General features: G+C 68.9%; 19 protein-coding genes. 6 read left to right on the top strand and 13 right to left on the bottom strand.

Features of this window, described 5'->3' with window-relative positions; translation table 11 throughout:
* Window positions 1-5 precede the first annotated feature (5 nt).
* The 6 genes from DY218_RS29750 to DY218_RS29725 all read right to left on the bottom strand — a co-directional run bounded on the left by DY218_RS29750 (window position 6) and on the right by DY218_RS29725 (window position 7,112).
* On the bottom strand, window positions 6-1,424 hold the full coding sequence (locus DY218_RS29750) for an ATP-binding protein (RefSeq protein WP_128559267.1): 1,419 nt from the start codon (window positions 1,422-1,424) through the stop codon (window positions 6-8).
* Between the two features lie 25 nt (window positions 1,425-1,449).
* On the bottom strand, window positions 1,450-3,000 hold the full coding sequence (locus tag DY218_RS29745) for an SCO6880 family protein (RefSeq protein WP_128559266.1): 1,551 nt from the start codon (window positions 2,998-3,000) through the stop codon (window positions 1,450-1,452).
* Window positions 2,997-4,313 carry a hypothetical protein gene (locus DY218_RS29740; RefSeq protein ID WP_128559265.1) on the bottom strand — a complete coding sequence of 439 codons (1,317 nt, stop codon included), beginning with the start codon at window positions 4,311-4,313 and terminating at the stop codon, window positions 2,997-2,999. Before DY218_RS29740 ends, DY218_RS29745 begins: the two co-directional genes overlap by 4 nt.
* Window positions 4,303-5,163 (bottom strand): hypothetical protein, encoded by an 861-nt coding sequence (locus DY218_RS29735; RefSeq protein ID WP_128559264.1) that lies wholly within the window; start codon window positions 5,161-5,163, stop codon window positions 4,303-4,305. Before DY218_RS29735 ends, DY218_RS29740 begins: the two co-directional genes overlap by 11 nt.
* Window positions 5,164-5,397: 234 nt before the next feature.
* A complete protein-coding gene (locus tag DY218_RS29730; protein WP_119293922.1) occupies window positions 5,398-5,706 on the bottom strand; it encodes a hypothetical protein in 309 nt (102 codons plus the stop codon).
* A 311-nt stretch (window positions 5,707-6,017) separates the two neighbouring features.
* A complete protein-coding gene (locus DY218_RS29725; protein WP_128559263.1) occupies window positions 6,018-7,112 on the bottom strand; it encodes a PDDEXK nuclease domain-containing protein in 1,095 nt (364 codons plus the stop codon).
* Between the two features lie 139 nt (window positions 7,113-7,251).
* Between DY218_RS29725 and DY218_RS29720 the strand changes: the two genes are divergently transcribed.
* Window positions 7,252-8,067 carry a methyltransferase domain-containing protein gene (locus tag DY218_RS29720; protein ID WP_128559262.1) on the top strand — a complete coding sequence of 272 codons (816 nt, stop codon included), beginning with the start codon at window positions 7,252-7,254 and terminating at the stop codon, window positions 8,065-8,067.
* A gap of 7 nt (window positions 8,068-8,074) precedes the next feature.
* Here the strand turns inward: DY218_RS29720 and DY218_RS29715 are convergent, their stop codons facing one another.
* Together DY218_RS29715 and DY218_RS29710 are read right to left on the bottom strand one after the other, a co-directional pair.
* A complete protein-coding gene (locus tag DY218_RS29715; protein ID WP_128559261.1) occupies window positions 8,075-8,431 on the bottom strand; it encodes a DUF397 domain-containing protein in 357 nt (118 codons plus the stop codon).
* 11 nt (window positions 8,432-8,442) lie between these two features.
* Entirely contained in the window at window positions 8,443-9,288 is an 846-nt protein-coding gene (locus tag DY218_RS29710) for a helix-turn-helix domain-containing protein (RefSeq protein WP_128559260.1), read from the bottom strand.
* Between the two features lie 202 nt (window positions 9,289-9,490).
* Between DY218_RS29710 and DY218_RS29705 the strand changes: the two genes are divergently transcribed.
* Entirely contained in the window at window positions 9,491-9,943 is a 453-nt protein-coding gene (locus tag DY218_RS29705; protein ID WP_128559259.1) for an ATP-binding protein, read from the top strand.
* 39 nt (window positions 9,944-9,982) lie between these two features.
* On the opposite strand, the gene DY218_RS34390 is transcribed toward DY218_RS29705, so the two are convergent.
* The 5 genes from DY218_RS34390 to DY218_RS29675 form a co-directional block, all read right to left on the bottom strand.
* On the bottom strand, window positions 9,983-10,396 hold the full coding sequence (locus DY218_RS34390) for a DUF5958 family protein (protein ID WP_158574165.1): 414 nt from the start codon (window positions 10,394-10,396) through the stop codon (window positions 9,983-9,985).
* A 316-nt stretch (window positions 10,397-10,712) separates the two neighbouring features.
* Window positions 10,713-11,105 carry a hypothetical protein gene (locus DY218_RS29690; RefSeq protein WP_128559257.1) on the bottom strand — a complete coding sequence of 131 codons (393 nt, stop codon included), beginning with the start codon at window positions 11,103-11,105 and terminating at the stop codon, window positions 10,713-10,715.
* A gap of 29 nt (window positions 11,106-11,134) precedes the next feature.
* Window positions 11,135-12,697, bottom strand: coding sequence for a polymorphic toxin-type HINT domain-containing protein (locus DY218_RS29685; protein WP_233521963.1), 1,563 nt, complete (start codon window positions 12,695-12,697; stop codon window positions 11,135-11,137).
* Between the two features lie 40 nt (window positions 12,698-12,737).
* Window positions 12,738-13,514, bottom strand: a complete 777-nt coding sequence (locus DY218_RS29680) for a hypothetical protein (RefSeq protein WP_128559255.1) — start codon at window positions 13,512-13,514, stop codon at window positions 12,738-12,740.
* Between the two features lie 436 nt (window positions 13,515-13,950).
* A complete protein-coding gene (locus DY218_RS29675) occupies window positions 13,951-14,586 on the bottom strand; it encodes a gamma carbonic anhydrase family protein (RefSeq protein ID WP_128559254.1) in 636 nt (211 codons plus the stop codon).
* 420 nt (window positions 14,587-15,006) lie between these two features.
* Between DY218_RS29675 and DY218_RS29670 the strand changes: the two genes are divergently transcribed.
* From DY218_RS29670 to DY218_RS29655, 4 genes are all read left to right on the top strand, one after another.
* Complete coding sequence (locus tag DY218_RS29670; protein ID WP_128559253.1) at window positions 15,007-15,504, top strand: hypothetical protein; 498 nt, start codon at window positions 15,007-15,009, stop codon at window positions 15,502-15,504.
* A 172-nt stretch (window positions 15,505-15,676) separates the two neighbouring features.
* Window positions 15,677-17,854, top strand: coding sequence for a DUF7059 domain-containing protein (locus tag DY218_RS29665; RefSeq protein ID WP_158574163.1), 2,178 nt, complete (start codon window positions 15,677-15,679; stop codon window positions 17,852-17,854).
* 170 nt (window positions 17,855-18,024) lie between these two features.
* The gene (locus tag DY218_RS29660; protein ID WP_128559274.1) at window positions 18,025-18,828 is read left to right on the top strand and encodes an ABC transporter ATP-binding protein; all 804 of its coding nucleotides are present in this window, start codon (window positions 18,025-18,027) and stop codon (window positions 18,826-18,828) included.
* 3 nt (window positions 18,829-18,831) lie between these two features.
* A partial coding sequence (locus DY218_RS29655; RefSeq protein ID WP_147336187.1) for an ABC transporter permease occupies window positions 18,832-20,142 on the top strand: 1,311 nt, incomplete at its 3' end.

The raw sequence follows: 20,142 nt of genomic DNA, 5'->3' as shown, positions 1-20,142 counted from the left end.
CCACCTCAGGCCACGGTGGATTCGGCGGACGGGTTGTTCAACCGGTCGATGTACGCGGCGCGTTCCTCCGCCTCGCGGTCCGCGGCCAGCATGTCGTCATCCGGGGCGGCGGACTCCAGGGCGGACCCCTCGGTCATCGCGCGGTCGGTGTAGACGAGGGGACGCTCGGACTCGGTGATCAGGTGCTTGACGACCTGGACGTTGCCGTTGACGTCCCAGACCGCGATGCCGGGGGTGAGGGTCGGGATGATCTCGACGGCCCAGCGCGGCAGGCCGAGCACTTGTCCCGTCGCCCGCGCCTCGTCGGCCTTCTGGGCGTAGACCGTACGCGTCGAGGCCATCTTCAGGATCGCGGCCGCCTCCTTGGCCGCCGCACCGTCCACCACGTCGGAGAGGTGGTGCACGACGGCGACGAAGGACAGTCCGAGGCGGCGCCCGAACTTCAGCAGACGCTGGAACAGCTGTGCCACGAAAGGCGAGTTGATGATGTGCCAGGCCTCCTCGACCAGGAAGATCCGCTTCTTGCGGTCCGGTCTGATCCAGGTGTGCTCCAGCCACACACCGACGATCGCCATCAGGATCGGCATCGCGATCGAGTTGCGGTCGATGTGCGAGAGGTCGAAGACGATCAGCGGCGCGTCCAGGTCGATGCCAACGGTCGTCGGGCCGTCGAACATGCCGCGCAGGTCACCGTCGACGAGCCGGTCCAGGACGAGCGCCACGTCCAGGCCCCAGGCCCGTACGTCCTCCGTCGCCACGTTCATCGCCTGTGCCGACTCCGGCTCGGGGTGGCGGAGTTGGTCGACGATGTCGGTGAGGACCGGCTGGCGCTCCACCACGGTCTCGTTGACGTAGGAGTGCGCGACCTTGAGCGCGAAACCGGAGCGCTCGTCGAGTCCGTGGCCCATCGCCACCTCGATGATGGTGCGCAGCAGGGCGAGTTGGCCGGTGGTGGTGATGGACGGGTCGAGGGGGTTGAGGCGGATGCCGGTGTCCAGGGCGACGGTCGGGTCGAGCCGGATGGGCGTTATGCCGAGCTCCTGCGCGATCAGATTCCACTCGCCGACGCCGTCCTCGCCCTGCGCGTCGAGCACCACCACCTGCCGGTCGCGGAACCTCAACTGCCGCATGACATACGTCTTTTCGAGCGCCGACTTGCCGTTGCCCGACTCGCCGAGCACCAGCCAGTGCGGGGCCGGCAGCTGCTGACCGTACAGCTGGAACGGGTCGTAGATGTAACCCTTCCCGCTGTACACCTCACGCCCGATGATGACGCCCGAGTCGCCGAGACCGGGGGCGGCCGTCGGCAGGTAGACCGCCTGCGCCTGGCCCGTCGAGGTGCGGACTGGCAGTCTCGTCGTCTCCACCTTGCCGAACAGGAAGCTGGTGAAGGCGTCCGTCAGCATGGTCAGCGGATCTCGCATGAGTGCTGCTTCCCCTACTTGTCGTTTACCTTCGGATGCCGGTCGCGAACGGGAGCGTGTTGACGAACGCCCGGTGGTGCTCCCGGTCGCACCACTCCAGCTTCAGATACGACTTGCCGGCCGAGGCCCGGATCGTCCGCTTGTCCCGGGCCAGCGATTCCGGGGAACGGGACGACACCGTGATGTACCCGACGAGATTCACCCCGGCCGCGCCGCTCGCCAGGTCCTCGCCGCGCTGGTCGAGGCGGGAGTGCGAGGCGATGTCGCGCGGGTCGACGGTGCGGTTCATCTTGGCCTGACGGCTGGCCTCCGCCTCGTCGTTGGTCTTCTCCGTCAGCATCCGCTCGATCGCGATCTCGGTCGGCTCCAGATCCATGGTGACCGCGACCGTACGGATCACGTCCGGGGTGTGGACGAGCAGCGGCGCAAGGAAGTTGACGCCCACCGGAGTCATCGGCCACTCCTTCACCCACGCCGTGGCATGGCACCACGGCGCACGCGTGCTGGACTCCCGCGTCTTCGCCTGCAGATACGTCGGCTCGGTGGCGTCCAGCTCGGCCGGCCAGGCGTTCCGCTTCGTCATCGCCTGGATGTGGTCGATCGGGTGGTCCGGGTCGTACATGGAGTGCACCAGCGAGGAGAGCCGGGCCTGGCCGAGCGGCTGACGCACCCGGATGTCCGCCTCCTGCAGACGCGAGCAGATGTCGGTCAGCTCGCGGGCCATCACCACCGCGAGACCGCCGTCCTTGTCGAGCTTGCGCCCCGAGTGCGAGCGGGTGGCGCGCGCCATCGCCTGTGCCTCGGCGGCCAGTTCACGGTTGTAGTGCATGCACGCGACCAGATACGCGCGGTGCTGCTCGCTGCTCGTCGACACCATCGACTGCAGCTGGTCGTACGACTCCTGCAGCCACACCGGCGCCGTGCCGTCGCCCCGTACCGCCACGTCCTTGGCGTGCGCGTCGGGGTCGGCGGGCAGGGTGCGGGCGAGCATCTGCAGGCGGGTGACGAAGCCGTCGCCGTTCGCCACGTGCTTGAGGAGGGTGCCGAAACGGTCGACCAGGGCCTCCTGGTCCTCCGAGTCGCGCAGTCCGACGCCCGGCCCCTCGATCTCGATCGCCGCGGTCACCGTACGGCGGTCCGCGTGCAGCAGTACGGCGATCTCGTCCGGGCCGAAGGGCGCGGCCAGCCAGTTGATCCGCCCGATGCCCGGCGGCGGCCCGACCTCGACCTCCTTGCCGTCCAGGCGTACGCCCGCCTCAGCGGCACCGGAGCGGTACACGGCGCCGCTTCGCAGGCTGCGCCTGAAGGAACGGTTGATCTCGAACCACTGGTAGAACGTCCGCCGCTTGTACGGCACGTACACCGCGGCGAGCGCGATCAGCGGGAAGCCCATGAGCAGCACGATCCGCAGGGAAAGGACCGGCACGAGCAGCCCGCACATCATGCCGAGGAACGCGCCCGCGATGATCAGCGTGATCTCGCCGGTCTCGCGGTTCTTGCCGATGATGGCGTTCGGCCGGGCGCGGCCGATGAGATACGTACGGCGGGGCGTGACCGTGTGGGACTGGGTCGTCAACGCCCGTCACCTCCTGTGGGGTTGCTCGACTTGCCTGCGCGGCCGGTGCGCGTGGTGTGCGCGCCGCTCTTCGGGCTGGTGCCGGAGGGGGCCGCGGGTGCTGCTCCGCCGGACGGGCGGTTGCTGTGGGCGGCGACGCCGCCGCTCGCCGGATTGGACTGGCGCGGGGTGGACGATCCGCCGCCTCCACCCTCACCGCCGCGGCCGCGCGAGCTGTGCGTCTTGATGCCCTGGGACACCAGCGCCGCCGGGGAGCTGATGACGGCCGCGGCCTTGCCCTCGGCGCCCTGCATGATGCGGTTGTTGCGGGCGGCCGCGATGTCGTCGCCGAAGCCGGGGACGAAGCGGTAGATCATCGCCGAGGCGAAGATGGCGAGCAGGATGATCGCGAGCCCGGAGACCACCGCGGAGAACGAGTCCGGACCGTCGTCCCCCGACAGCGCGCCGGCCAGGCCGAGCACGATCACGATCACCGGTTTCACCAGGATCACCGCGACCATGATCCCGGCCCAACGGCGTACGTGGGACCAGAGGTTCTTGTCGACGAGGCCCGCGTACACGACGGTGCCGAGCAGGGCGCCCACGTAGAGGAGCGCTGCCCTGATGACGAGCTCCAGCCACAGCACGCCGGCCGCGAGGATCGACACCAGCGAGACGACGATCAGCATGATCGGGCCGCCGCCGATGTCCTCCCCCTTCTTCAGCGCCTCGGAGAAGGTGCCGAAGAACGCGTCCGTCTGGTTCCCCGTCGTCTTCGCGATCGCCTCGCTGACGCCGTCCGTCGCGGAGACGACGGTGTAGAGGATCAGCGGCGTGAACGCGGAGGCGAGCACGGTCAGCCACAGGAAGCCGACGGCTTCCGTGATCGCGGTCATCAGCGGTACGCCGCGGATGGCGCGCTTGGCGACGGCGAGCAGCCACAGGACCAGGGTGAGGATCGCGGAGGCGGCGAAGACGACGGCGTACTGCTGCAGGAACTTGGCATTGGTGAAGTCGACGTTCGCCGTCTCCTGCACGGCGTCACTCAGCTTGCTGACGGTCCAGGAGGCGGCGTCTGCGCAGCCCTTGGCCAGGGAGGAGAGGGGGTCGAGGGTGGAGAGGGTGTCGTCGGCGGGGGAGTTGGGGGTTTCGCGGCCGCCGCCGGATTGGCCGTTTTCGCAGTATTCCTTGGCGGGGCCGCGGATCAGATCACACGGGTCGTCCTCGGGCGGATCCGGAGCCGCGAAGGCGCGGGTCGCGAAGACGATCCTCGCTGCCTGCACTGCAGCCACGACTGCCGTGAGCTTGGCGGTTCGTTGTCCCTTAACGGGCATACGTGAACCCCCCGAACTTCTTCACCGCGTCTGCCATGTCCTTGGCCGAGGAAGCTGCTTGGTCACGGCCGACCGGCACGGGGCCGTCCTTCTGCTTGAAGTCGACAACTTTCCAGTCGCCGCCAACCCACTTGAGTTGGTATGTGCTCGTGTACCAGCTCTCCGAGACCGGGTTCTCCGAGCCTTCGCCGGCCAGGCCGAAGAGGGCGGAGTACCAGACTGAAACAGTCGCCGTCTCCGCGCTGTACTTCTCGACCTTGGAACCCACCGGGCTGAAGCGCGTCACGAAGGTCTGCCCCTGGGGGGCCGACCCGTCCTTGTTCAGACCGATGCTCGCCAGGAATTTGGGGTCCGAGTACACCTTGTCGAGGGCAGATTCGCGGTCGGCGACGACGTCGGGTGCGTACACGGCGTTCACGATGCCCGGGCGTTGGTCCTTCTTGTACATGCCCTCGGCGCCGAGGGCGACGCTGTAGTTGGCCGCCGCAGACTCCGCCCCCTGCCGACTGTGCGCGAACCCCGACGGAATCCCCCCGTCCTTCCCCTCCACCGGCTTCTCGCCGCTCGCAGCGGTCGGTGCCGCGCCGGGCTTTCCGCCGCCGCTCTCGCCGGAGCCCTCGTCCTCGCCCCCGCCTCTGTTGGCGAACGCGATCGCCGCGACGAGCAGGACCACGACCGCAACGACCGTCACGAGGCTGCGGGAGGAGCGCGGTGGGCGTCGGGCGCCGCCGTACGGGTCGTCGCGTTCGGGCAGGCGGGTGCGGGTCTGGCCCGTGCCGCCGTAACCGATCCGGGCGTCGTCGCCGAAGCCGTCGTCCGATCGGCCACCGTGCTCGTCGCCGAGACTCATGCGCCGTACGCCCCCTCACCCTGTCGGTTGACCGCGTAGTACGACGGTAGCCGTGCTGGTTCCCGCGCGGGCGCGGTGTGGTGACTCGACATCAGAGAAGCGGATCCTCAGCCGGTGGGCGCGACGGACGGATGGGACGGAAGCCGGGTGCGCACCGGCCGAGGACTCAGAAGCAGGACTGTGAAGCAGGACTGTGTGAAGCAGGACTGGGGTGGTGCCGGTCGGTCGGGGGCGCTAGACGGCCATCCCGTACACGATGGTGAAGACCGTGCCGAGCGAGCCGATGATGAAGACGCCGGTGAGGCCGGCCACGATGAGGCCTTTGCCCTGCTCGGCGCTGAAGGTGTCGCGGAGCGCCGTCGCTCCGATGCGCTGCTTGGCCGCGCCCCAGATGGCGATGCCCAGGCACAGCAGGATGGCGATGGCCATCACGACTTCGATCATCACCCGTGCTTCGTTGCCCAGGCTCCCGAAGGGACCCCAGTCCGGGGCGATCCCGCCGATGATGGTGGTGATGTCGCCCTTTTCGGCTGCCATAAGCATGTAACTCACCGCCCCTGTCCGGTCGTTCGCGGCCCCTGCCGTGGTGCGGGAGCCAGGCCCATTCTCGCCGACGATGCCGCTGTCGTATGTCGACTTTGGCGTCAATCCTCGGCGGACTTCGTGTGGATCCACCCCGGACCGCCTCGGCTGGAGTGCCGGACGGTATGCAGTGGCCCGTATCGTCACTCTGTGTATCACGGGGGTTGACGCCGGGCAATGAACAGCGGGTAATCGTCACGCGGCGTGAGCGGTAGCGGCGTTCCGGCCGCGCAGGATTTGGCTGGAACTTTACGACGGGCCGGAGGGCTGGCTCAGGCGTCGCCCGGGGGCTTCGCGTCTTCTCCTGCTTCCGCGTCGAGCACGTCCTGGACCACTCGGGACAAGTCGTCCTCACTGGGCATCAGGGCAAGCTGTTCCGGAGGCAGTTCGGTGTACGAGCTGACGGCGAGGGGTTGATTGCTGTTGCCGAGCGCGATGTCCACGGAGGCGCGGTGGTGCTCGGCGCCGATCAGGATGCCGACCGTCGCGTCGTCGCGTTCCGGGTCGCGCACCAGCCGATCGACGACGGCCACGTAGAAGCCGAGCTTGCCGATGTGTTCCGGCGTGGGCTCGGTCGTCTTGAGCTCGATGACGACGTAGCGGTGCAGGCGCAGATGGTAGAAGAGCAGGTCGATGCGGTACTCGCGGTCGTCGAGCAGCACCGGGTACTGCCGCCCGACGAAGGCGAAGCCCACGCCGAGCTCAGTCAGAAATCGGACAATGTTCGATACGAGGGCGTCTTCCAGCTCGCGCTCCGTGTGACGGGAGTCGAGGGAGAGGAAGTCGAGCCGGTACGGGTCCTTGACGATGTCCCGTACGAGCTTCGAGTCCTCGGGGACCGTGGCGTCGAAGTTGCACGGGGCGGAACCCTGGGTGAGGTGGAGCCGCTGGGCGATGCAGTGCTCGAGCCAGTCCCGTGACCAGCCGTGGTGGGCGGCCTCGGTGGCGTAGAAGTCCAGCTCGGCAGGGGTCTTGAGGCGGCGCATGAGGACGGTGATGTGGCCCCAGGGCAATTGTGCAACGGGCTGTTGCACAATTGGCTCCGGCCAGGTCCGGGCCATCTGCTGCATGTACATCAGGTTGCGGCGCGAGAAGCCGCGCTGGTTCGGAAAGGCCGTCCTGAGGTCGGTGGCGAGCCGGGCGACGACCTTCGTGCCCCACCCTTCCTGCTCCTGCCTGCGCAGGATCTGGTGGCCGATCTCCCAGTACATCTGGACGAGTTGGGTATTGACCGCGCGCTGAGCCCTGACGCGGGCGCGGCCGACCGTGTGCTTGATCTCGCCGAGCAGGTCGCCGTACCAATCGGGGAGGGCGGGGCGCTGAGCGGGGAGTCCGGATCCGGTCTTCGTGGTGTCGCTGCGTGACATGGTGCTGATCTTCATCGAGGTGGCGCCGGTGGCGTGCGATTCGGGGGTGCGTTCTACCGAACGGGTGACGGCGGCTGTCGCCGGATGTACCGGGTGTAATGGACGCTGGTCACGCGGGACTTGGAAGGGTGCGGCCGGAATGAGTGGTGAATCGGAACGGGCCCGGCGGTCGGCGGAACGACTCGTGGGGCTGCTCGACATCGCGGACCGCCAGCCGGGTGCGTCGGAACTGCGGGCCCGTACGTACGACTTGCTCCGCGCGCGACGGGGTGCGTCCGTCGTGGACGTGGGCTGTGGCGCGGGACTCGCCGTGGCCGAACTGGCGGGACTGGCGGGACTGGTCGAACCGGCGGGACTGGCCGAACTGGCCGGGCAGGGCGTCGAGGCGATCGGCGTGGACCCGAGCGAGCCCATGATCGCCGTCGCCCGCGAGCGGTGGCCCGCGGCGGACTTCCGGGTCGCGGGAGCGTACGAGCTGCCCCTGCCGGACGCCTCGGTCGATGGCTATCGGGCCGACAAGGTCTTCCACGAACTGGCCGATCCTGAGCGGGCGTTGGCGGAGGCTCGCAGGGTGTTGGTGCCCGGAGGCCGGGTGGTGCTCCTTGGCCAGGACTGGGAGGTGTGCCTCATCGACTCCGACGACCCTGTCCTGACCCGGAGCATCGCCCGCGCCCGTTTCGACACCATCACGGCGCCGTACGTGGCCCGCAGGTTCCGCGCCCTGCTCCTCGACGCCGGCTTCCGCGACGTCGAAGTCGAGGTCCATACGCTGGTGTTCACGGGGTCTGCCGGACTGCCTCTGGTCGGAGGGCTGGCCGAGACGGCTTGCGCCGCCGGCGCCGTCACGCGCTCGCAGGCGGACGGCTGGCTGGCCGAGCAGCGGGATCGGGCCGAGGCCGACCGCTTCTTCCTGGCCGTACCGATGATCTTCACCTCGGCGTCCGCGCCGGCGTGAGCGCGGCTCAGACGGTCGCGGGCGCGGCGGCGAAGTGGTCGAACTCGCCGGACCGTACGCCGAGTACGAAGGTTTCCCATTGGGTTCGGGTGGTGGTGACGACCGTCGGGTCGCCTGGGGCGGTGAGGAGGACTCTGCCGTCAGGGGTGAAGGTGACGGTGAGCTCCCGGCCGGGGGTGTCCGGCTGTCCGCCGCGTACGACCCGCAGCAGGTCGGCGAAGGCCGCCGGGGTGGTCTCGAGTATCGCCCCGCTGGGATCGCTGCTTTCGGTGAGTCTGAGGGTGGTGGGGGTGGGGCGGGTTACGTATATGCAGGACTCGCCTTGACCGCAGTAGCTCGACTTCTGCCAGGTGGGCGCGGGCATCGGGACACCTCTCACAGTTCGCGGATGACGGTACGGATGAGGTCGCGCGATTCGGCCGGGCCGAGGGCGACGGCTGTCATGCGGTCGATCAGGGCGCGGTACTGGTCGAGTTGGTCCACGGCGTCGAGCAGTACGGGCCCGTGAGACTGGTCCAGGTGAACGGTGTCCAGGGGTGGGACGGACCCATGCATGTAGAAGAAGGTCTGCCCGGAGCCGGGGTGTGCGCCGACGGAGAAGGGGATGACCTGCAGCGTCACCTGCTCTCTCTCGCTCTGCGTGAGCAGATGCTCGAGCTGACGGCGAGCGACGGCTGTACCGCCCACGGGTGTACGGAGCGCGGCTTCGTGAACGGTCGCGCTGAACGGCACCGACCGTTCCAGCACCGCCTGGCGCTGGAGTCGATGGCTGACCCGGTGCTCCACCTCGGTGGCTGTGAACTCGGGGACGACCTGGCGGAAGATCTCGCGCGCGTGGTCGGTGGTCTGGAGCAGGCCAGGGACGTGCGTGGTGTTGGCGGACCTGAGCCGGGTGGCGTGGTGCTCCAGCTCGGCGAGGTTGAGCAACGGGGCGGGGAGTATCCCGCGGAACGTCTCCCACCACGCGTTCTTTTCATCCCTGGTGAGCTCGATCAGGCCGTCGACGTACGCCTGGTCCGCGCACTCGTAGATGTCGGCGAGGGCTCTGATGCGCTCGGGGCTCACGCCGAAACGGCTGGCCTCGATGTTGCTGAGCTGAGCCTGGCTGACGCCGAGGCGCCGGGCGCCCTCCGTGGCCGACAGGTCGGCGCGCTCTCGCAGTTTCCGCAGCTCGGCGGCCAGACGTAGTCGCCTGGCGGACGTGGCCGGCTTAGGAGGCACTTTCAACTCCCGCTGTCCAGTTACTTGTTGGCGCGTCACTCGCGCGAGCGAATCGGCTCAGATATTTGGCAAATGGGGAAATAGTTCATGTCACCCACGCTACTTTGTCTGCGGGACCAACGCCCGGAAGTGCACCGTGGGACGCCGCGACAGAGCCACCGGAGCAACAACTCCCCCTTCTCCCAATGCCATCGGAGGAACCATGACCTCAGCAACGGTAGCCGCCCCCTGGACGTACGCCCTCCAACTCCCCAACGATCCACGCGCTCCGGGCGTCGCCCGCCGTACCCTCCGCGCCGTCCTCGGCTCGCACGGAATGCGCGAACTGGCCGACACCGCCGAGCTGTTGGCCAGCGAACTGGTGACCAACGCGTACCGACACGCAGGGCTCGGCCCGTACGGGCTACGCCTCAGAGCCGTCACCGCCGACCGCGTACGGGTCGCCGTATGGGACTCCCACCCGTACATCCCACCGCCGTTCTGCAACCGCCGCCCCGTCCCCGTACCGGCATCGGATCGCGCTGCCCCTGCCGATTCCGGCCGCGGCCTCCTCCTCATCACCCACTACGCCGACGGCTGGGGCGCCCACACCCTCGGCACGGCTCCCTTCGGCGCGGGCAAACTGCTGTGGGTGGAGTGCGGGGCGGTGCGCTGAGGCCCAGCTCCGGCAATCACCCGTCGTTTGCTGCGACGCTTACGACAGGTGATGCCAGGCATGCGTACACGTGCCTCGGCATTCGTCTCTCCTCCGCCGCGTGTCAGCAACGGCGAATGTGGACAACAGGACGCGGAGCGACTTCTCGTACTCATCGGGCGGCAGGTCGAGGATCTTGCCCATCTGCCCGCGAATCGGTTCGCGAACAACCAACACCGCTGGGGTCATGGTCGGTTTGACGCCCGATCGCAGCAGCCCTTCACGTGCCTCGTCCACTGTCGCGTGGGCTTGCAAGGCGCAATGAACAACGTCGCGCAGCACATCTTTCTGCTCGATTCTCCCCAGGGAGGAGAACCAGGCCACGGCATCGTCCAGACTCCGGAGCCCTTGGGCAACCTCGTTGATGATCCGTTCCGCTACCCGCATGTGCTCAGCGCGCTCGACGGTGATCACTCTCCTTGCTGAACGAAGTGTGGCGGGACGTGACGTTCATGACGGTCGCGTGAGCGCGGTCGGTCGGGGCTGTGAACCCGAGCGGGAGCGCGGCTCAAGCTCCGCGGACGAAGGTCGCGCAGTCCGGACAGCCGTCGAGGTATCGGTGCCGGCACTCAACGGTGTGCCGCAGGAAGGTGCTTGCCTGCTGTCGATGGACGACCTCCTTCTCGAGGGCGCGGCCCTGGCCGTGTTGCTCGCACATCGCGATCAACTGGAGGCTTCCTTTGGCGGGAAGCGGACAAGTTCTATGTGACCGCCATGCATCCCGCTGCTTCTACGACTTGGCCTGCAGCCGCCGGACGTCCATTTCCTCGCCCCATCCTCGCTCCACGCACGTGGCTGCGAGCTCGGCTCCCAGCCGTTTCAAGGACTGGCGCAACTCACCCAAATCGACAGTTCCTTGTCGCTCGGTGCCGTCGATGCTTGCCGAAGCGTGCAGTACCCCGCCGCCGAGGCCGGCCAAGTCGATGTGGAACGGGCCGTCGAAGAACCTCACCCTGATCCGTCGCTCCGCGTCCTGAGCGAGCGAATCGACCGCGTCCAGCAGCTCCACGAGAAGCGCCACGGCCATGTCGTTCCAGTGAGATTCCGGAAAGGCGTAGCCGGAAATGCGGACCCAAATGTCGCCCCAGATGGCACCTGACCTGGCCTGATCGAGCGAGTCCACATCGCAGTGCACCTCGAAACCCAATAATCTCACTTCCAAACCGGATAGGCGGTTTCAATCATGCCGGTCTTCTTGTTGACCCACATTTCGACCTCAAGTCCATTCGCCGATCCCCGGAGGAAGACGCGATCTCCTTGAGATCTTCCCGCAATCGAAGATGACTTATAGGCTTTGCGAATCGTCGACTTTATCCTTTTCGCGGACATGCCGTCCGGGAACTTTGTCTTGATGCCGCTCTGTTTGTAGGTCTTGCCGGCTGCAGTGTGCCGGTCGAGGACATGATCCATATCTACGTCCACTTTCCGCCAACCTGGGAGGTTGACGGGCTTGGTGCAATTCTGGTTGTGCACCAGCACTGGCGTAGCCCCCGCCAGCACATAGTACGTATGGATGTCGGCGACCGTGAGGTCGTGGGTGGTCTGGCGCTCCGTGTAGCGGGTGATGGAGGTGACGGGGTGGGACGTGCCGTCGGCGGTGCGGAGTTGGTCGCCGCGGTTGATGTCGCCCGCGTCGGTCCAGCGGTTCTCGGACGGGAGCCAGAAGGGGTGGGTGTCGGTTGCGGTGAGGGTTTCGGGTCCTGGACCGCCGCCGCCCGCGCCGCCGCCGACCGTGAGGCGGGTGAAGTGTTTGTCGTCGTGGGTGGTGATGGTGTGGGTGACCGGGCGTGCGGCCGTACGGCCCGTGGTCGGGTCGGTCGCGAGGACCTTGTCGCCGACGGTGATCGTCTCGATGGGGATGCGGCGACCGTCCGCCAGGAGCACTGAAGTGCCGGGCAGGAAAGAGTGGTTGGGCTTGCTGCTGCATGCCTTGGCCGCTGCCTTCAGCCGGGCCTCGGCCTTGGCCACTCGTTTCTTGTTCTTGATCAGGCCCTTGATGCCGGAGTAGAGGTCGCCGCCGTGTTTCTTGAGGGTCTTGATGAGGTCGGCGGCTTCGTCCCATTTCCATGGGGCGCCGTATTTCTTCGCCAGTTTGCCGACGGCTCCGCCGATGAGGGAGGAGAGGACGTTCAGGACCGTCTCCGTGCAGGCGGAGGATTCGCCCTTCGTAATGCAGTCGAAGGCGTCCTTGATGCCGAGCTCTTCCGCGAGGATGCGGGCCAGTTCGCCTGCCGCCGCTTTCGCCTTCGCGTTGTCGGACTTGTAGGCCTTCTGCGCCGCCTTCAACTCCTTCTGGGCGGCGGCGTATTCCTCGTCCTCCTTGGACGCGGCCTGCTTCGCACCGCCGTCCTTGCCGTCGCTCTTACCGGGGTTCGTGCCGTCGGTGACGGGTGAGTCCTTGCCGGAGGCCTGTGCGGAGCCGGCGTCCCCGCAATCGCTGCCGCCGACGATGCGGCAGACCTGCGTGGAGACCTTCTCCGCAACCGTGTCGCCGAGCGACAGACCCATCACGGACACGACGATCGCCGTGACGAGGACGAGCACGCCTGCGTACTCGACCATGCTCGCCCCGCGGTCCAGGTGCGCGACGCCGAACTGGCGGGCTATGCGGTGGCCGAAGGTCTCGTTCGGACGGCGGCCGGCCCGGCGTCGGTGTCGGTGTCGGCGTCTGGTGGTCGCCTTCGCCTTGGCCTTCGTACTGGACCGTTCGTACATCACGTCCCCTCCCCGTACGCACGCACCGATGCGCCGACCGCTACTTGAGCTTGTTCACCTGTGCCTCGACCGCCTCGCCCGGCACCTTCGCGGGGGCGCCCGGCTCGAGCCCCATCGCGTAGAAGACGGCGACGGTCCGGCCCTTGCGGACGACGTGGAAGTCCAGCGGGACGGCCATGCCGCCGAGGTCGCCGGCCAGTTCGTAGGAGTACGCCTCGTCGCCAGCGTCCGGGGCCGGCGCCTCGATCTCCTTGGCCTCCTTGTAGGCCTTGCCGCCGGAACGCGTCGTCGTCTCGAACCCGTCCGCACAGGCCTCCACCGCGCCCTTGAGCGCCGCGACGTACGACGTACCCGCCTTCTCGCCGTACGAGAGGAGGAACGTGAAGACGGCCGGGGCGCGGTCCGTCGCCTCGTCGTCCGTGGAGTTGAGCTGGCGCAGGACCTTGGCGGCGGGCTCGGGGGTGGTGGGCGTACCGCCGAGGAGGTCGGCGAGCGGGGTGCAGGCCGGCTTCTTCGCCTTCTCCTCGCCCATGCCCTCCATGTCGGAGGCGCTGGGCTTCTTCACCGTGTAGCCGGCCGCTTTCACGTCCGCGGCCGTGACCGCCGCCTTCTCCAGGTCCGCGGCGGAGGGGTGCGGGCCGGTGACCTCGGTGGCGCCTTCGCCCGAGTCCGTCCCGTCCGAGGGCGGGCCGTCGGACTCGCTGCCCTCCGGGGTCTGCGGCTCCTCCTGGTCGTCCTTCCCGCCCTGCTTGCTTGCCGCCGGTGACTCGGACTTGGCGTCGTCCTTGGCGTCGTCGCCCGAACTTCCGCAGGCCACAGCCCCACCACTCAGCGCCAGGACAGCCAACGAAGCGACCAGTCCACGCCGTACCGCTGTGACCGACACTCACATCACCTCAATGTTCAGGGATCAACGAAATCTGTTGCGTACGTGAATCCATGGCGGACGGTGGGGCTGTAGGCCCGAAAATTGCACGCTGCACCGGCCGACCGAAGATTGCTATCGCGAAGAATGGCATGGGGTGGGCTGTGCGTGCATCCGCATATCGGGCCCAAACCGGGCCTCGCGGACGTGAGTTGCGTCACCACGCCCGCGACGGGAGTGGGTCGGGGGCGGCGGCAAGGCTCGGCAATACGATGCCCAGTTCCGCAACGAGGGGCGTCTCAAGTCCCCTTGCCGCAACCAAGCGGCAACCTGGCGCCGGCCGGGACTCAGAACCCCGTCACCGCGTCATCCGTGACCCGTGCCCCCGTCACTCCAACACCTCGTCGTCGGCGTGCGCGCCGAACTCGGCGACACGCACCTCCGCGATGCGCTCATAGCGGCTGATCTGGTCGGTCCACTCCGCATCGACGCCGAACGCGACCTGCGCGAAACCCACTTGGCCGATGGCCTCGGCCAGGCCCGGGTCGCCGGGCGCCCGCAGCCGCAGTGGCGCGCCGAGGGCTACGGTGTGCGGCGGTACGAAGTACTCGTCCGGTACCGCGGTGCGTGCGTGGACGAGCGCGCCGACGGCGACAACCGAGCCTGCCCCCAACCGTGCGCACTGCAGAACCGTCGCCGAGGTCGCCACATAGGCGCACCTGGCGACCTCACAGCCCAGCAGTGTGGCGTGCGGCCCCACGAAGACGTGGTCGCCGACAAGCACCGGCTGATCGCCGGCGACCGTGGATGCGCGGAGCACCGCGTTCTCGCAGACCACCGTCGCCTCCCCGACCTCGATCCTGGACCCTTCGGCATCGAGCACCGCTCCGAACATCACCCGCGCCCTCGGTCCCACGCGCACATCACCGACCAGCGTGGCCGTCGGGGCGACGTAGGCGGTGGGGTGGACCTGCGGTTCGTTGCCGCGGTGCCGGATGTGGATGCCCTGGTTCTCGGCGTTCATCCGTGGATTCTCCCTGGGCCGGTCCTGGTCGTGCCGGCGGTTTTCCGACCTTGTGTTCGACGGGGTGCGCGGTGTGTGGGGGAGTTATCCACAGGGGGTGCGAGTCGGGCGTGGAGGTAGGAAACTTGAGGGGTGCAGCGGGAGTTGGAGGCGTTGCGGTTGGTGGTTGGTGGTTGGTGGGGTGTGGGCCGAGCAGGGGTGTGTGGTGCTGCTGCACGGGCGGGACCGGGGGCGGCTCGATGGCGTGGCATGACCAGGCGTACGACCCGGTCGCGCGGGAGCGGTTGATGGCTCTGACACGGGAGTTGATGGGGGAGGCGGGGTGACCCATATGTCCCGTTCATGCGACTCGTAGCTATACACCGTGTGTATAGTCGTGCGAGTGGTTGCAGTCGTACGTACGTGCCTGAGGGAGGGCGCATGAGTGTCGCATCGCACGAAGGGGGCGATGGCGGTCCGTCGGAGTTCCGGGTCGAGTTGGAGAGTGCGGACGGCGGGACGAGGCGGGCGGTTCAGGTCCGTGCGGCCTCCGTGGAGGAGGCTCTCGTGGCGGTCCGCGACCCGGATCAGTGGCCGGAGATCTCGCTCGACGACTTCCGTGTGGTGGAGGTGAGTGAGGAGGGAGGGTCCAGCGAGGCCCGGCACCGGCGGAACGCGCGCAGGCGTTATCTCAATGCCATCGTGGAGTCAGGGCTTGTGGCGTTGGGCAAGTCGGCTCCCGAGCCTCCGGCCGGCGAGTTCGCGGATGTCGTGTGTGACTTCTTCACGCGGGCCGTCGTGCTCCCCGGGGGTGTCGCCTTCCCTGCGGAGGAGACGGAGGCCGGGCAACTGCTCAGCAGGCATGACGATTCGCGTGTCCTCGCCGAGCTGCTCGAGGTCCATTTCGCGCATCACGGGTTGAAGGTGGCGCGGGCGTAGGTTGCCGGGGTGGTGAGTGGGGGTGTGCGGTCTCTAGCAGGGGAAACGGGGGTCGGGTGATCAACTCGCCGGGGGTGGGCGGGGGTTCACTCCGTTCGCTCAATGCGGTTAACCCGTAGGGGGTGGGGTCAAGTCCGGTGGGTGCCCGGCCGAAAACCGGATTATGACGACGATGACCGGACCACTTCTGTCGCCCGAGGCAACCGAAGCGTCGCGGGGCGTACTGATGACGCACGGGTACACGCGCGACGGGATCGTCGCGCGGATCGGCCGCGACGCGGCGCAGGCGCTGAATCGTTACGACCCGGGGCCGGCCCTCGAAGTGCTGGGTGCCGACGACCCGTTGGGGCTGCTGATCGAGCTGTTCCTGTGTGGGCGTGCCGTGCCGGTGGTGAAGGCCGCCCCGGCGCTCGTACCGCTGCTGGAGCCGGCCGGGGACGGTGCCGCGCGCGCGGCCGTGCATCTGCGCCCGTACGAGGCGTGGTGGTCGGTGTCCGACTTCCCGCTGTTCCTGCGGCCCGAACCGTACGACCGGAGGCCGGACCGGGTGCCGCCGATCGGGCCCGGTGCGCGGCAGTTGCACCGGGCCACGCCCACGCATCCCGTGGCCACCGCGCTCGACCTCGGCACCGGGTGCGGGGTGCAGGCGCTGCATCTGTCCGGGCGGGCGGCGCGGGTGACGGCGACGGATCTGTCGCCGCGGGCCGCGCGCTTCGCGGCGACCACGGCCGCGTTGAACGGGCTGGACTGGGAGGTGCTCGAGGGCGACATGCTGCAGCCGGTCGCCGGGCGGCGCTTCGATCTGGTGGTGAGCAATCCGCCGTATGCCGTCGGGCCCGGCACGGTGCACAGCGTGTACCGGGACTCGGGGCGGCCGGGCGATCTGCTCGGCGCCGAACTCGCTGCGGCAGGCGCGGAGTTGCTCACCGAGGGTGGGCATCTGCAGTTTCGGGCGCAGTGGGCGCATGTGGTGGGGGCGGACTGGCGGGACCGGGTCGCCGGGTGGGTGCCGGCCGGTGCGGGCCTTGACGCGTGGGCGGTGCAGCAGGAGGTCCAGGACGTACGGGCTTATGTGGACGGCTGGTTGGAGGAGTGCGGCGGCGAGGAGCATCTGGGGCAGCGGGAGGCGTGGCTGGGGTGGTTCGAGGCGCAGAAGATCGAGGCAGTGGGGACGGGGACGGTCACGCTGCGGAACTCCGGGCGGCTCGATCCGGTGGTGCGGGTCGAGGAGTTGAGCGCGGAGGCGGGGGCGCTGCACGGTGAGCAGGTGGCCGGGTGGTTCGGACGGCAGGACTGGCTGCGGGATCATGATCCGCTGGCGACGGTCTTCGAGCCGGGGGCCGGGGTGCGGCTGGTGCAGGAGGCAGTGCTCGGCGCCGGGGCGGACTCGGCCGGCGGGGCCGGTGGCGCCGCGGACTCCAGGGCCGGGTCCGGTGCCGGTGCCGGTTCTGGTGTCGGCTCGGGTGGGTGGCAGTTGGCCGAGCAGGTGTTGCGGGTTCCTGCGGATGGGCTCAACTGGGTTGATCGTACGAGTCCGTTGGCGGTGGCGCTGTTGGGTGCGTGTGGGAGGGCGGCGGCTGCGGCGGTGGAGGCGTCGGGTGTGCGCCGGCCGACGCTCGGGGAGCATGTGGAGCGGCTCGCGTCGGCTGACGGCTCCGATCGTTCGCGGCTCGTCCTCGCGGTGTTGCCTGAGGTGGCGCGGCTGGTGGAGCGTGGGGCGCTGGTCCCTGAGCGGTGGCCGGAACCGGAACCGGAGTCGGAGCTGGAGCCGTCACCGGCGTCGGCATCCGCGTCGGAGTCGGCTGCGGTGGAGGCCCTGGCCGAGTCACTGGCTGGTGCTGGTGCTGGTGCTGGTGCTGGTGCTGGTGCTGGACCTGGCCCCGGACTCGCGCCCGCCGGAGTGGGAGCCGTACCGGATGCGGGAGCCGTGTCGTTGCCGGGGCCTCTGCCTCCGTACATCTCCGTACTCGCAAGCCCCGGTGCGGCGGCGGCCGCCCCGGACCCGGCCGCGGCAGCGGGCCGTACACCCGTCGCGTCTGCGTCTGTGTCTGCGCCCTCGTCGACGTCGTCCTCGTACGGCTGGTTCGTGCCGTTCGACGGAAGTATCGGTGGGGCCGTCGGTGGAGGTCTCGACGGGCGGAGCGCCACCGCCGCAGGGACCGGCACGGTCACCGGCACCGGTACGGGCAGGCTCCCGGGCGGCGCGACCGTACGAGGCGAAACGCACCCGGGCCACATCGGAACGGAACCCGGGCCATCAGACTCGCCACCGCCACCGCCACCGCCACCGCCACCAGCACCAGCACCAGCACCGGCCCCCGAGCCCACCGCCCCCGAGCCCTCAGGCTGACTGCCGGGGACGCTCGGCGCGGTGGGCCGGCCCCCGCCCGGAGGTGTATCCACCACCACCCCGTACTCGGGTCGTACGCCCAATGTGCGGGACCGTCGCCGTCCGTAACTTCGAGGTCGAGGCGCAGGGAGCGGACCCGGCGCCCGTCCGAGGGGTCGATGGAGTCGATGATGTTTCGTCGTAGCGAGAAGAACGGGACGGCCCGCCGCAGCTCCGAGGCACTGCGGCTGGTCAAGGTGAGCAAGACGTACGGAAGCGAGGAGAACGCCGTCACCGCGCTCGACGGCGTGACTCTGAGCCTGCGGCCGGGCAGCTTCACCGCGGTGATGGGACCGTCCGGCTCGGGCAAGTCGACGCTGCTGCAGTGCGCGGCGGGGCTCGACCGGCCGGACAGCGGCATCGTGATGGTGGACGGCGAGGAGATGACGGGCGGCAGCGAGGCGGCCCTGACGAAGTTCCGGCGCCGCCGGATCGGCTTCGTCTTCCAGCAGTACAACCTGCTGCCGACGCTCGATGTCGAGCAGAACACCACGCTTCCCCTGAAGCTGGCCCGGCAGCGCATCGACCGGGACAAGACCCGGCGCATCCTCGCCCAGGTCGGCCTCGGGGACCGTCTGCACCACCACCCCGACCAACTCTCCGGCGGTCAGCGGCAGCGGGTCGCGATCGCCCGGGCCCTCGTCACCGAGCCCGGTGTGGTCTTCGCGGACGAGCCGACCGGTGCGCTCGACACCCGTAGCGCCCGTGATGTGCTGCGGCTGCTGCAGGAGACCGTACGGGTGCACGGTGCGACGGTGGTGATGGTGACGCACGACCCGGTGGCGGCCAGCTATGCGGACTCCGTGGTGTTTCTCGCCGACGGGCGGTTCGTGGGCGAGATGCACGCGCCGACCGTGGACGCGGTCGCGGAGCGCCTCGCGCACCTCGGCGACGAGCAGGCGGCCGGTTCGTACTCGACGATGGCGGGGGTGTGAGTGATGTTCTCGCTCGCGATGCGTTCGATCGGGAAGCGGCCGGGGCGGTTCGTGGCCACGCTGCTGTCCTCGTTCCTGGGCGCCACGGTCATCATGGTGTTCAACTCGCTGCACGACACGGCCGGCGCGTCCGGTGTCGACGACGTCAGCTCCACCTCTCTCACGACGGCGGCCGCGGTGGTCGGCGGATACGGCACGCTGCTCGTCTTCTTCGCCGTCGCCTCCACGTTGACCGTGAACGTGCGGCAGCGGGAGGACGAGATCCGGCTGCTGCGCAACACGGGGGCGACGCCCGCGCAGATCAAGCGGATGGTCGTCGGTGAGGCGGCGGTGATCGGGCTGGTGGGTGCGCTGCTCGCGATCGGTCCGTCGATGCTGGGCGGTTCGGCGCTGCTCGATGTGTTCCAGGAGAACGGCGAGGTGGCGGGCAGCGTCGACCATGTCTTCGGGCCGATCGCCCTGTCGTCGGGGGTCAGCGTGACGCTGCTGGCGTCGATCGGTGCCGCGTTCCTGGCGGTGCGGCGGGCGACCCGGGCCGCGGCCGGTGTCGTAAGCGGACGGGGGCGGGCGAAGGCCGTCTTCGGGGGGCTTGCGCTGGTGCTCGGGCTCGGTGCGGTGTCGGCGACGTTCGCGATGGATGCGACGGAGCCCGCGCTGATGGCGGCGCCGGCGTACGGGTCGATTCTGGTCGCGGTCGGGTTCGCGGTGTTCTCGCCGCGGATGCTGTCCGGGGTGCTCGGGGTGGTGGAGCGGCCGCTGAGTGCGGTGTTCGGGCCGAGCGGGTATCTGGCGGTGCACAACATGCGGCAGCGGGCAGGGCAGTTGTCCGGTGTGCTGATGCCGCTGATCCTCTTCACGGGGCTCGCCACGGCGACGCTGTACATGCAGGCGGTGGAGAACGACGCGCTGAAGGCCTCCGGCCTCACGAAGTCCGTCGAGGACAAGAACATGGAGTCGCTGAATCTGATCGTCGTCGGGATCATCGTGGCGTTCTCCTGCGTGATGCTGATCAACAGTCTGTACGCGGCGACGTCCTACCGGGGACGGGAGTTCGGGCAGCAGCGGCTGTCGGGGGCGACGCCGGGGCAGGTGCTGGGGATGGTGTGGTTCGAGAGTGTGCTGCTGACCGTGACCGGGGTGTTCTTCGGGACAGTTGCCGGGGTGGTGGGGATCGTGCCCTTCACCGCGGTGCGGACGGATGCGGTGTGGCCCGATCAGGGGCTCGGCACGTGGGGGGCCATTGCGGGGATCGCCGTGGTGGCGACGGTGGGGACGATGGTCCTCACGGGCCGCAGGGTGCTGCGGGAGCCGGCG

The sequence above is a fragment of the Streptomyces triticagri genome (assembly GCF_003429565.1).
GTDB classification, from domain to species: Bacteria; Actinomycetota; Actinomycetes; order Streptomycetales; family Streptomycetaceae; genus Streptomyces; species Streptomyces triticagri.
This window is presented reverse-complemented; position numbering and strand designations above follow the sequence as displayed.